Source organism: Streptomyces gardneri (assembly GCF_006539185.1).
Taxonomy (GTDB): domain Bacteria; phylum Actinomycetota; class Actinomycetes; order Streptomycetales; family Streptomycetaceae; genus Streptomyces; species Streptomyces gardneri.
The window spans coordinates 17,494-29,454 of sequence record NZ_BJMN01000040.1 but is presented as its reverse complement, the minus strand read 5'-3'; the positions used below and the strand labels follow the sequence as shown (position 1 = coordinate 29,454).

Here is an 11,961-nt window from a genome sequence, read left to right as displayed (position 1 = left end):
CGCCATCCGCGTGGGCGGCGCGCTTCTCGTCAACGGTCGTCGGCGGGCGGGTTGTCGGCCGTGCAGCCTGTGAGGCAGGGGACGGCCGACAGGACTGCCTTACGTCGTGAGGGTCCAACTCCCCCTGGTCGTCACGATCGCGAGGCCACCAAGGCGCCCGTCCGTCAGGTCGTGTCGTCCCGGGTACGGCGGGTAGCGGGGGTTGGCCCCACCCCCGATCGGCCGGACAGCCGGATGGCCAGGTGAATCCCGTGTCGGCGACGGTGGAGCGGTAGCAGCAAGTCACCTACAGAGAAGGCAAGATCGTGCGCATCGTCACGGCCACCGCCGTCGCCCTGGCCCTCGTCGGCGCAGTCGCGCCGGCCGCCACCGCCGCCGCCCACCAGCCCGTCACCGACGGAGTCTGGCGCACCGACGGCTACGGCACCGTGCTGTCCATCCGGAACGGAACCCTCCAGGAGTACCAGACCACCGCCGTCAGCTGCATCCCGGGCGACACCGCGCGGCGGACCGGCCCCGGCGTCTACACCACGCCTGGAAAAACCGTCCTCACCGTGCGCACCCATGGGGACCGCGACCGCGCTTCCGTACGGCTGGACGGCGACGTCGGCGAACGGAACCTGCGCCGGATGACGGAACTGCCCGACGCCTGTAAGCGTTCCGCCCCCGAGGGTCCGCTCGACTCCTTCGACGTCTTCTGGCAGTCCTTCGAGGAGAACTACCCGTTCTTCGCCGCCAAGGGCATCGACTGGCACGCCGTACGCGACCAGTACCGGCCCACGGTCCACGAAGGGACGACCCCGGACGAACTCTTCGCCGTCTTCAGCAAGATGGTGGAGCCGCTCTACGACGCCCACGTCGCCGTCGCGGACGTCGACGGCGACAGCGACGGCTACCCCGACCGGATCTTCGGGCAGGCCCGCCCCGGCACCGTCATGCCCGGCGGGGAGCTCGACGCCAAGGTCAAGAAGCTCGTCGTGGAGCGCGACCTCAAGGACGCCCGGAACATCCAGGACTTCGGAGCCGGGCGGATCACCTACGCCGACCTCCCCGGCGGGCAGGGCTACCTGCGGATCTCCGGCTTCGGCGGCTACGCAGGCGACAAGGCCACCTACGCCGCCGAGCTGGCCGAGCTCGACAAGGCGCTGGACACGATCCTCGACCAGGAGCGCACCCGGCACCTGAAGGGCCTGCTCATCGACCTGCGGGTCAACGGCGGCGGCTCCGACGCCATGGGGCTCCACATCGCCGGGCGGCTCACCGACACCCCCTACCTCGCCTACTCCAAGCGGGCCCGCAACGATCCCGCGGACCCCACCCGGCACACGCGCCCCCAGCCCCTGTACGTCACGCCCACCCCGGGCCCCCGCTACACCGGTCCGGTCGCCGTGCTGACCGGCGGCTCGACCGTCAGCGCGGGAGAGACCTTCACCCAGGCCCTCATGGACCGGCCCGGCCGGACCGTGCGGATCGGGCAGTCCACGCAGGGTGTCTTCTCGGACGTCATGGTGCGGAAGCTCCCCAACGGCATGTCGGTCTGGCTGCCGAACGAGGAGCTGCTGACCAGGTCGGGCAGGACCTTCGACGGCACGGGCATCCCGCCACACCTCACCGAGCCGGTCTTCACCGCAGAGGAGTTCGACCAGAACAAGGACTCGGCCTTCGACCGGGCCGTGAAGGTCCTGCGGAACTGAGGCTTGCCTTGTATGAGGGCGTGAGCTGGGGCTCTGCCTGACGGTACGGTCGTTGGGTGGAGTCGATGAGGGCGAGACCCCGTTCTCGGATCACCTTGGCGAGACGGTACTGGCCGTCAGCGAAGACGGTGCCCCGGACAGCGGGCGGCTCGCACTCGAGATCATCTTCGGCTCTGGCCGTGTCCGGTGCGAGACCTGGTCCGGAGATCTCCGCCTGTCCAGCAGCAGAACATGCCACGGCGGGAAGCGTGTGAGGCTCCCGCCGTGGCTGGTGTGATCACGGCGTCGCAGCCGTCCTGGATAGTCCCGTTCAACGGGTTGAGCCCCCGCCGTTTCGGCACGTTGGTGACACAGCTGCGGCACGAAGGAGCTGACGCCGTTCGAAGAGGCCGGCCGTGGAGCCTGCCTCTGCCGCACATGCCAGCGAATCGCGGGCGGGGAGGACGCTGGCAATGCCACCGTCGTGTGATCAACGGGATTCTGTTCCGGCAGCGGACCGGCCTCCCCTGGCGGGACCTGCCTGCCTGCTCCGGTAGTTGGAAGACGGTCCACGATCGTCATCGCAGGTGGTCGGCGGACGGCACGTGGGAGAGAATTCTGCGGGCCGTCCAGGCCGACGCCGATACCGAGGGCCGGATCGACTGGAGCATGGTCAGCGTCGATTCCACGACCTGCCGCGCTCATCAGCACGCGGCCGGCGCCTCCACTCGTGCCCCGAAGATCCCGGGTCGGCGCAGGAGCCCGGCACGTCACCGCTCCGATGAGGCCCTGGGACGCTCGCGCACCCGGCCCGACCATGTCGGGGGCGATAAGGCGTACTCGTCACGCCGCAATCGGCGTCACCTGCGCAGACGCCACATCAAGCACACGCTCCCCGAGCCGAGAGACCAGAGGGCCAACCGCCAACGCCGCGGCAGCCAAGGCGGCCGGCCCACGGGGTTCGACAAGACGATCTACCGCCGCCGCAACGAAGTCGAGCGGACCATCAACCGGTTCAAGAACTTCCGGGCCGTCGCCACGCGCTTCGACAAGCGCGCGTAGGTCTTCCACGGAACGGTCACCGTGGCCGCGATCCGCCTATGGCTCCGCCCGGAGTGAAGCTCCCCCTTCAGAGGTCCTTGGCACCCGGGTAGTGGCGACGAAGGTCGCTGAGTACGCGCTCGTCGACAGCCCTGACGTCCCACAAGGAACTGTCGAATTCGGTCAGGACGACCACCAGCTCGTCCCCGGCGAACCCACATGCTTCGGCGTCGATCAACTGGAGGAAGGGGGTCGTCAACGACAACAGCGTCAACGTGTCCATGCCGGAATCGGCGGACCTTCTCTCCATCTCGACACAGCGAGGACCGACGATCCAGTCGAGTTCGACGCGCCAGGTCAGGTCCAGGCCGAAGCTGCCGAGGCGAACCAGCAGCTCGGCCAGGGTCACGTAGTGCTTTCCGTGCCAGGCGGGAAACGTGATCCCCTTCATCCCCGCCTCTGCTTCGGCTGTGTAGCGCGACATGCGACCCCCTTCGTTCAGCGAAGACTAGGCCACAGCCTTGATCGGCTCTCACGACCCATCGGACAGCCCCTAGATCCTTCCCCGCACGAACCGCGTCCGGTGCCCGAGCACCCGGCCCAGCTCGGCAACGAACTCCGGCAGCAGCGCGGGCCCGTTCCGGAACTCGAACCCCAGGTACGCGAAGGCGAGCCCGTCACCAGCCCACTCCCATGCGGCCAACGGCACCACCCGTCCACACGCCGGACACGACACTTCGGCCCAGCCGGTGTTCCACCACTCGTCCATGGCCGGCGAGAACGCCTCACGGTGCTCATCCCCGAATGCCACCACGCAGTACGGACAGACCGGCGGCCCGCCGTGCTGCGGCGAGAAGAACACCGTCCGCCCAGTGACAACGGTCAGCCCATCGCTCCCGCTCGCCTCCTGGAACCCGGTCGCCTGCTCCCATCGCGGCCCAGGACCGTAATCCGGCAGCCCCACGATTCCCTCGCCCACCAGCCACGCCGCCACCCGCTCCCCGTGCGCGACGGCGTCCTCGGCGGTCGCGTCCAGGTCAACGATCGTCTGAAAAGAGCTACTCACATCCGAACGGTAGGCGGCCTACTCGATACCGCACAGCCCGTACATCCCGATCCGTACAACAACGCTGCCGCCCGCGACAAGAGCGGGAAGTCCGCTTCCCCCGTGGGCGGCACGTCCCACACATGATCGACAAGGCCCCCCGAGCCCCGGAGATCATTTGCGGGACAACCCTTAGTACTCCAGTGTGACTTCGTAGTTCCACGTCATGTCGCACGTGTGGTGGCTATCGGGCGGTGTCCTGACCGATCGCGCGGAGGACATCGGCGAGCCAGACCAGGTGGTGGCCCACGGCCCGGTTCGGGTCGGCGAGGAGGTCCTCAAGGTGCTGCCATGACTCGGAGAGCTGCCCGATTGTGATCGTTTTCGGTTCGTTGAGGACGTCGTAGAGTTCGTCGCCCGGAACAGACCAGAAGTAATCGTGCTCGAGCGCCACTGCGCTGCCGGCTGACGCTTCGATGCGTTGCAGTGCCAGCTCGAAGGCCGTCCGAAGCTGATCAAGCGGGATCCGCAGAGGTTCGCTGTCCATGTGCTCATTGTGTCGGTCAGGGGCCGCCGTCGGACCGCAGCAAGGAGTTCGGCACTGCCCAGGACCCGGCCTGGAGCGAGAGCAGCCACCGCGTGATCATCGGGGGTTGTGTGGACTCCAGAAGATCGTGCGGTGGCCGCGAGCCAGAGCGTAGACCCGATCCGGTGGCGGGCATTGTTCGACCAGGCCATGGCCCGGATCGCGGGCCGGTTCCGACGGGTGGAACCGCGGGCGACTGCCCGCGCGTACCTGCTCGGGCTGCTGTCCGGCGTCGAGCGCAAGAACTGCTGGCGGCTGGCCGAACAGGCTGGTCACGCACGTCCCGGACCGATGCAGCGTCTGCTGCGAAGTGCCCGCTGGGACGCTGATTCCGTCCGCGACGAAGTCCGCGCTCACGCCGTCGACCACCTCGGCGGCGACGGTGGTGTGCTGATCGTCGACGAGACCGGCTTCATGAAGAAGGGCCGGGCCTCGGCGGGCGTGCAGCGGCAGTACACCGGCACCGCCGGACGCATTGAGAACAGCCAGGTCGGTGTCTTTCTCGCCTACGCCACCGGCCGGGGGCGGGCGCTGATCGACCGCCGGCTCTACCTGCCTGAGCATTCCTGGTGCACCGATCCCGAGCGCCGCCAGGCGGCCGGGATACCCAACGAGGTGCAGTTCGGGACCAAACCCCGCCTGGCCTGGGAGATGATCGCCGCCGCACTGGACGCCGGGGTGGAAGCACCGTGGGTGACCGGCGACGAGGCATACGGACAGGACCCGCAGCTTCGTGCCGCCCTGGAGGCCCGCGGGACCGGCTACGTTCTGGCCGTCGCCTGCTCTATCCGGGTCCGGATCAACTCCGGCCGCACACCGATTCGCGCCGACACGTTCGCCGACCGCCTGCCCAAGGCTGCCTGGCACCGGCAAAGCGCCGGCACCGGCGCGAAGGGCCTGCGCTATTACGACTGGGCCTGGATCCATATCGGCACCGGCGAACACCGCCACCTGCTGATCCGCCGCAACCCCACCACGAGGGAACTCGCCTTCTACCTGTGCTGGTCACCCACCGCAGCACCGCTGGCCGAACTCGTCCGCGTGGCCGGCAGCCGCTGGAGCGTCGAAGAGTGCTTCCAGGCCGCCAAAGGCCAAGTCGGCCTGGACCACTACCAGGTGAGGAACTGGACCTCATGGCACCGGCACGTCACGCTCGCCATGCTCGCGCTGGCCTTCCTCGCCACCGTCGCCGCCGATGCAGCCCCCGACCGGCCAGCCGACCCACATCACCACACCCGGGGCAGCAACCCGATCTCGCTGACCGTTCCGGAGATCCGCCACCTGTTCACCGCCGTCTTCAACCCACCAGTTGTATCCCCAGCCAGACTGCTGCACTGGTCGAACTGGCGCAGACGCCACCAGGCAACAGCCCGCCACAGCCATTACCGACGACGCTCAGCTCACGAAGCCAGCGGATAGATCACGAAACCGCACTGGAGTATTAGACACCGTCTCATTTGGTGATGAGCACGAAGCCTGGCGATACGGACCGTGACGCCCGAACCTGTGCCTCGCGCGAATGGGGGCGAGCACACGCGTCCTGGACTCGTGCAGGCAGTGATGGAGGGTGGCCAGGCTCAGGGTGAGGTGGAATGCGTCAGCGATGACGATGGCTGCCTTCGTTAGAGGGCTACCGGTCCGGAGGGGGCTCGGTTCGGCCAGAATCGCTGCTGCTTCGACGAGGCGAGGGTAGGGGAGGGGCTCGCCATTCCGGGATCGTTGAGAGTCTTGATCTCATGACATCGTTCCGCCGCCCGCCGCTTGTTTCCTCCGATGACCTCCTTCACCGCTTGCGGATGTCCTTTCCCACCGCCAAGGCCGAGCGGGCTGTGACCGCGGCGGGTGTCGAGGTCCTCGGCGTCCGCGTGCCGCGCGAGCAGGCTTGTACGGTGTGGGAGGAGTGGCGCGGCAGGCATGGCCAGACCGGTTGGTGGCCGTACGTCACGTTGAGCCCGCCGAGCGATGCGACGGAGTGGCACGGGCATGCGGCGTGGGATGCCGGCGTGCTGGAGCAGTGGGTCGGTGAAGCCGCGTCTCAGGACCACGACGCGAGGGCGGCGTCCGTACTGGTGTCGGCCTGCCGATGGGCGGTGGAGGAAGTCGCCAATGCGGACGACGATTTCGACCTCTGGCGGTCCGACTACGACCCCGACCGGCTGGCACCACTGCTCGTACCGGCCGTGGAACGGCCGCTGCGGGGGGTGTCGCAGTGGGCGACCGGCAGCCGGGACTTCTTCGAGAAGGACCTGCGGTGGGTGAATTTCGTGGCCGCGCGTGGTGGCTACGAGGTTCCGGTGCTTCTGCCGTTCGTCTACACGACGTGGGGCTGGTCCGGGTACGGCGACCGCGGCCTGACACCCCTCGACACCTCCGCGCTCCTGCGCCGCTGGCACGAGCAGTGGGGCGCCGAGCTCTTCTTCGCCCAGGGCTCCTACCTGGAGTTGGTCGTCGACCGGCCGCCCCTGGACCCGCGGGGCGCCGCGCAGGCTGCCGCGGAGCTGCACGCCTACTGCCACGACACCGTGCACGATCCGGTGAGGATCGGCGACACGATGGCCCGCTCGACGATGTGGTCACTCTGGTGGGACTGAAACAGACTGGAGCCCATAGAGCGGTGCGCGGCTGAGGGCCGCACACCGCGGTCTTGTCAGAGGGGCAAGTCTTCGGACGGGAAGCAGATCTTCCGGTCGCTCCTGCAGATCTCCGCCTCGGGGTCGATGGGCCCGTAGGGACGGTCGAAGGTCAGGAAGGTGACCATGCGGCCGGAGGGGAACCTCGCGACTGCCTGGTGCACCGGCCCCGTCTCCTTACTGCGCTTGACGTGGTCGAACCGTGCCGGACCGCCTTCGGCGATCACAAAGCTCACGACACGGACCGCGGCGTTATTCTCCCCGTTGCTCACCCGGTCAGGCTCGCCCCAGATCGTGAACAGCAGACCGGGCGCCGGTGCCTCCTCAGGAAGTCGGCCGCAGCTGTACGAGCTGTAGCCTTCCCGGATCTTGCCGTAGCAGAAGGTGCGTCCGTCGGACATCCAGGCCAGCTCCCCGTTCTTGGCGTCCATGCGACGGATCACGGCCACCTCGTCGGCCGGTGGAACCTTGTGTCCTGCCGGTATCTGGATCGCAAACGCCTCCTGCAGGAAAGCGTGGTCACGATCGTTGACCGCCGCCTCGCCCAGCGGCCGCGCCGGCATCTTGTCGTACGGCCGCTGCGTGACTGCCGGTCGGGTAGTGGCCGAGGACTTCGTGCGCGCGGGCTTCGCGGAGTCCCGCGGCAGTTCCGTCCCCGACGTACAACCAGCCAATGTCACCAGCAGCATGGCTGCGGCGCTCATGAGAAACCGTTGTCTCAAGACACTTCCCCCCGGGCGTACGGCTCTTGTCCGGCAGACGATAGCGCTGAGCGGATGATCGGTCCGGCCCATTTGGGCCGCCAGCGGCTGGGTAGCCGGCAGGCCGTGGCGGGGATCGTTAAGCGGCTGGTACCGGATGAGTTGTGGGGGCTGTTCCGGCGGCTCTTCCGTCTGTTGTTCCGAGGGTTGGCGGGTCCCTTCAGCACCGTTGCGCGGGCCCGATGACCGTGAGGCCCACCTGTGCGGCGAGCCAGTGGGCATACGGCTCGTTTCTCTGGCGGCCGTCGAAGACGGCGCTGCGGACGTGGACGAGGACGCTGTGATCGTCGGTGGGCTCATCGAGCTCGCGGGTGTAGGTGTTGAAGAGAAGTGTCACTTCAGCGTGCTTGGAATCGCCGTGGAATCCCGCCTCGGGCGCGGCCGGCCATTGCAGCGAATCCCAGTTGATCAGGCCCACATTCGGACCGATTGCCGCGGTGAAATCCGCCTCGACACTGCCGATCGGGAGGTCCCACACCTCCCACTCCACCGGCAGCCGTCCCTCGAACGCGGCTTCCTCGGTCGGCAAGCCGCTCGCCTCGACACCGACGACGAAAGCGGGCTGGTCCTCGAACGGCACCCCTTCAAATTCGTCCAGTTCAGACGCCCCGCGGAACCATCCCTGGGGCATGGCCTTCGCCATCCGCCGCACCTCAGCGACGGAGGCAAGCTTCGCGTACGCCGAGACCTCGGAATACTCGCAGCGGCCGAACTCCATGAGACGGCGCGCCGTACACAGGGCGAGCTCTGGGTCGGGAGTACGGAAGACGGGATAGGCAACGTCGGTGGACATCCGGTGATCTTGCCACGGCTGTCATCGCAGGGCGTCACATTTACAGCACGCTTCCTATGGGTCGGTAGGGTGCGGGCTCGTGGTGGGGATCATTGAGCGGCTGGTGCCGTCCGAGTTGTGGGAACTGTTCCAGCGAGTGGTACCGGAGGCACCCTCGCGCCCCCAGGGCGGTGGCCGGCGTCGGCATGGCGACCGGGAGGTGCTGGCCGCGATCGTGTTTGTGGCCCCGCCGGGCTGCACCTGGCAGCAGTTGCCGTCCGCGTCGTTCGGGCCGTCGGGAGCGACAGCCCACCGGCGTTTCTCGGAATGGACGAAGGCCCGCGTGTGGGCCAAGCTCTACCGCCTAGTCCTCGACGATCTCGGCTCGCGAGGCAAGCTGGACTGGTCGCGCTGTGCGATCGACTCGGTGAACATGCGGGCGATGAAAAGGGGGACCTGACGGGTCCGAATCCTGTCGACCGGGGCAAGTACGGATCGAAGATCCACCTGATCACCGAGCGCACCGGTCTGCCCATCTCTGTCGGAGTTTCAGCGGCGAACCTACACGACAGCCAGGCCCTGATCCCTCTGGTGAAAGGCATACCCCCAATCCGGTCCCGCCGAGGGCCGCGGCGGCGCAAGCCGGGCAAGCTTCACGGCGACAAGGGTTACGACTACTCCCACCTACGACGCTGGTTACACGAGCGTGGCATCACCCACCGCATCGCCCGCAAGGGAGTCGAGTCCTCTCAGCGTCTGGGCCGTCACCGCTGGACCATCGAACGCACCATGGCCTGGCTCGCCGGCTACCGACGACTCCACCGACGCTACGAACGCAAGGCCGACCACTTCCTCGCCTTCACCAGCATCGCCTGCACCCTCATCTGCTACCGCAGACTCACCAAATGAGACGGCTTCTTAGTGCGCGGCTGCATGGCCGGTTCGACCTCACGGCGCATGCTGACGCCCTGTCCCAAATCCGTGGCACTGCCTGTAGGCGGCGCTGGAAGATGACGACGTGCAGCTCTCCCACGTCTATCGCGTCAGTAAGTACGACCCCGCCAACCGTGACGATCACGGGCACTACACCGGCGCGGAGGACGTCACCAGCGATCACGGCAAGGTGGAGGCGACCTATCTTCAGGCGGTTCAGGCCTTCGCCTCAGAAACAGGCGTCGACCGTTTGTCCGTCCGTGAGCCGGAGGTATCGACGTTCGTCCATTTCGGCCTCGAGGCGCCGATGGACGGCTTCGGTCTCGGCACTCTCCTTCCGGGCGGTCTTGACGGCTTCCACGACGGAGCGGAGGTGCCGCTGGACACCGGGTTGGAGCTGGTGCGGCTCATGCTGCGGGACAGCGGCGCCTGGTGCAGGCTGGAGGTGGAAGGGGCGTTCGCTGTGCACGTCGGGTGGGACCAGTACGTCTATGTCGGCAGCAGCCGGCCCTGCCACGAAGCACTGTCCCGTACCCGCGAGCTCGGCCTGTTCCCGGAACGCCTGGACGTGTCCCCCTACAACTTCGAGCCCGACGAGGACGGCGTCCAACCTCCGGGCGACAACGACTTCTGGGCCAGCCTGTACAGCGCAGTTGCCTGCGGCCGCGCGGGACTCCTGGAAGAGATCTACGTCCAGAACGCCTCGCGATGGCATCGCCTCACCGGCGACACCATCGACACGGTTCGCGCCGCCCTCGCTCCCCGCGCTCGTTTGGCCGTGTGGCCGGACCTGTCCTCCGATACCGCTGCCGTCCTCGATGCCCTCCCCTCCGAAGGCCTCGTCGAGGGCGTCTGGCAGGACAAGGAGGGCCAGATCCACAGCGCCGTCGCTGACGAGGACGAGTTCCCGGAGCTGGCTGACCTCATCGCCGGTGCCGATGCTGCAGCGCTTCTGCCCATGTACGCCGATGAACGCGTCCCTCTGCTCTCCGCTGTCATGCCTGACGGGGACGGAGTAGTGCGGGCCCGCTGGCAGGCCGAGCGATCCCTCAACGACTCACCCCGGGAAGTGTCGGGATAAAGCGGGGTCTCGGGGCCACTCGCGGATCCGACGACCACATCCACGAATGTCGGTTCAGCTGTCAGCCCTGGCGATCAGGCTGCCCAAGAGCTGTCCTGCAACGACCTGGAGGCCCGCGTCGGGGATCAAAAGGATGCGATGCCGTGCATGCAGGGTGTGTACGGTGCCCGGAGTGATCGACTTTGACGGCGCTTGGTTGGGTGCGGAGGCTGCGCGGCGGTTGGCAGAGGCGGACTGCTGCGAGATGGCTCCAGGGCTCACGGAGGAAGAGTTCAGCCGTATCGAGACTGGGGGTGCGTCCCACTTCCGTTGAGGAGGTTGTGGAGGCGGCCCGAGCGGCACTTGCCCGAGCCGCGCGACTCGTTCCCGTCTACGCGCGCCGTTTCATACCCGGAGGTCGCAGCAGTGTGGGGCATCCGGTCCTGTCGATGTGGGGGACGGACATCATCTGCTACGGCCACGATCTGGCCGACTACATCGACCGCGAGTTCGGCGAGGTCGACGAGGACGTGCCTTGGGCTCCGCGGCCGTCCGTGCCGTTCTGGAAGGACTTCCTCGGCTGAGATTGCTCCCAGGCTGATCCCGGGCGTACATGATCTCTGTCGTGCAGGTGCCAGTACGCGACCACCAGGAGCAACCGGTCCTTCCAGCGGAAGCCCCAGCCAGCTTTGCTGATGATCGTCGCGGTGTGCCGGCCAAGGTGGTCACCGCGGTTTCTGGTCGGATGTTGCAGACCGGGGTGACGAGCCGGCGTCAGGAAGTGTGGGTCGTGAGGCCGTCGAGGATGAGATTGAGGCCGAAGTCGAGGGCGGGTCTGACATCGCCGTCGTCTTCCATGGCGCCTGAGGTCATCAGGGACGCGAGAGTGGGGAACCGGTCGGGCCGGATGACCTGGGCGAGAAGGTTCCCGTAGTCGGAGCCGGACGGGACGATCTCGGTGGCGATCCGGGCCAGATCGCGGACGGCGCTGGAGATGAACATGGCCGTGGCGACCAGGTTCTCGGTGGCGAGGCCGGACTGGGCCAGAGGACGCAGAAGGGCCTCGAACCAGGCCAGCTCGTTCGGGCCGGTCGGGGCCCCGGTGGTCGCTACGCGGAGTATCCAGGGGTGGGCGAGGTAGAAGTCCCAGGCCGCATCGGCCCAGTTCAGGATCTCGGTGCGCCACTCCTTCCCCGACTCCACTGGTGGATTGCCCTGCGCTCGGTCGGCCATCAGGGCGACCAGCTGGTCCTTCCCGGGGACGTGCCGGTACAGGGCCATCGCGGTGTAGCCGAGTTCGCCGGCGACCCGTTGCATCGACACCGCGCCCAGGCCCTCGGCGTCGGCCAGCGCGATGGCGGCCTCGACAATGCCGCCGACGCTGAGGGAGGACCGCGCGCTCTCCTTCGTCTCCCACAGGAGACGGAAGGTAGCCGCCGCGCTCTTGTCCGCTGACACTT

General features: G+C 67.7%; 13 protein-coding genes. 7 read left to right on the top strand and 6 right to left on the bottom strand.

All coding sequences use genetic code 11. The annotated features are described in order from the left end of the window. Window positions 1-305: 305 nt before the first annotated feature. Together SGA01_RS28540 and SGA01_RS28530 are read left to right on the top strand one after the other, a co-directional pair. The gene (locus tag SGA01_RS28540; RefSeq protein WP_141299820.1) at window positions 306-1,694 is read left to right on the top strand and encodes a S41 family peptidase; all 1,389 of its coding nucleotides are present in this window, start codon (window positions 306-308) and stop codon (window positions 1,692-1,694) included. A 264-nt stretch (window positions 1,695-1,958) separates the two neighbouring features. After that, window positions 1,959-2,735 carry an IS5 family transposase gene (locus SGA01_RS28530; protein ID WP_229918538.1) on the top strand — a complete coding sequence of 259 codons (777 nt, stop codon included), beginning with the start codon at window positions 1,959-1,961 and terminating at the stop codon, window positions 2,733-2,735. Between the two features lie 67 nt (window positions 2,736-2,802). On the opposite strand, the gene SGA01_RS28525 is transcribed toward SGA01_RS28530, so the two are convergent. The 3 genes from SGA01_RS28525 to SGA01_RS28515 form a co-directional block, all read right to left on the bottom strand. Beyond that, window positions 2,803-3,198 carry a hypothetical protein gene (locus SGA01_RS28525; protein WP_229918539.1) on the bottom strand — a complete coding sequence of 132 codons (396 nt, stop codon included), beginning with the start codon at window positions 3,196-3,198 and terminating at the stop codon, window positions 2,803-2,805. A gap of 69 nt (window positions 3,199-3,267) precedes the next feature. Further along, window positions 3,268-3,780: a hypothetical protein gene (locus SGA01_RS28520; RefSeq protein WP_141299818.1), complete on the bottom strand. Its 513-nt coding sequence runs from the start codon at window positions 3,778-3,780 to the stop codon at window positions 3,268-3,270. A 223-nt stretch (window positions 3,781-4,003) separates the two neighbouring features. Beyond that, complete coding sequence (locus tag SGA01_RS28515; RefSeq protein ID WP_141299816.1) at window positions 4,004-4,306, bottom strand: hypothetical protein; 303 nt, start codon at window positions 4,304-4,306, stop codon at window positions 4,004-4,006. Between the two features lie 189 nt (window positions 4,307-4,495). Here SGA01_RS28515 and SGA01_RS28510 point away from each other — a divergent pair, with 189 nt between their 5' ends. Both SGA01_RS28510 and SGA01_RS28505 read left to right on the top strand, forming a co-directional pair. Further along, entirely contained in the window at window positions 4,496-5,764 is a 1,269-nt protein-coding gene (locus tag SGA01_RS28510) for an IS701 family transposase (protein WP_141299931.1), read from the top strand. 377 nt (window positions 5,765-6,141) lie between these two features. After that, window positions 6,142-6,936 carry a DUF4253 domain-containing protein gene (locus SGA01_RS28505; protein WP_167534209.1) on the top strand — a complete coding sequence of 265 codons (795 nt, stop codon included), beginning with the start codon at window positions 6,142-6,144 and terminating at the stop codon, window positions 6,934-6,936. A gap of 56 nt (window positions 6,937-6,992) precedes the next feature. Here SGA01_RS28505 and SGA01_RS28500 read toward each other — a convergent pair whose 3' ends face one another. Together SGA01_RS28500 and SGA01_RS28495 are read right to left on the bottom strand one after the other, a co-directional pair. Further along, window positions 6,993-7,679: a hypothetical protein gene (locus SGA01_RS28500; protein ID WP_229918540.1), complete on the bottom strand. Its 687-nt coding sequence runs from the start codon at window positions 7,677-7,679 to the stop codon at window positions 6,993-6,995. 217 nt (window positions 7,680-7,896) lie between these two features. Further along, window positions 7,897-8,529 carry a hypothetical protein gene (locus SGA01_RS28495; RefSeq protein WP_141299812.1) on the bottom strand — a complete coding sequence of 211 codons (633 nt, stop codon included), beginning with the start codon at window positions 8,527-8,529 and terminating at the stop codon, window positions 7,897-7,899. A gap of 91 nt (window positions 8,530-8,620) precedes the next feature. On the opposite strand from SGA01_RS28495, the gene SGA01_RS28490 reads away from it, so the two are divergent. The 3 genes from SGA01_RS28490 to SGA01_RS42290 all read left to right on the top strand — a co-directional run bounded on the left by SGA01_RS28490 (window position 8,621) and on the right by SGA01_RS42290 (window position 11,085). Continuing rightward, a protein-coding gene (locus tag SGA01_RS28490; protein WP_229918545.1) for an IS5 family transposase occupies window positions 8,621-9,417 on the top strand; the annotation gives its coding sequence in 2 pieces (ribosomal slippage) (window positions 8,621-8,953 and window positions 8,956-9,417; 795 coding nt in all). Window positions 9,418-9,526: 109 nt separating this feature from the next. Continuing rightward, complete coding sequence (locus tag SGA01_RS28485) at window positions 9,527-10,522, top strand: RNA-binding protein (RefSeq protein ID WP_141299810.1); 996 nt, start codon at window positions 9,527-9,529, stop codon at window positions 10,520-10,522. A 407-nt stretch (window positions 10,523-10,929) separates the two neighbouring features. After that, window positions 10,930-11,085, top strand: coding sequence for a hypothetical protein (locus SGA01_RS42290; RefSeq protein ID WP_229918541.1), 156 nt, complete (start codon window positions 10,930-10,932; stop codon window positions 11,083-11,085). A gap of 190 nt (window positions 11,086-11,275) precedes the next feature. Here the strand turns inward: SGA01_RS42290 and SGA01_RS41600 are convergent, their stop codons facing one another. Further along, a complete protein-coding gene (locus tag SGA01_RS41600; protein ID WP_190133581.1) occupies window positions 11,276-11,959 on the bottom strand; it encodes a TetR/AcrR family transcriptional regulator in 684 nt (227 codons plus the stop codon). Window positions 11,960-11,961 lie beyond the last annotated feature (2 nt).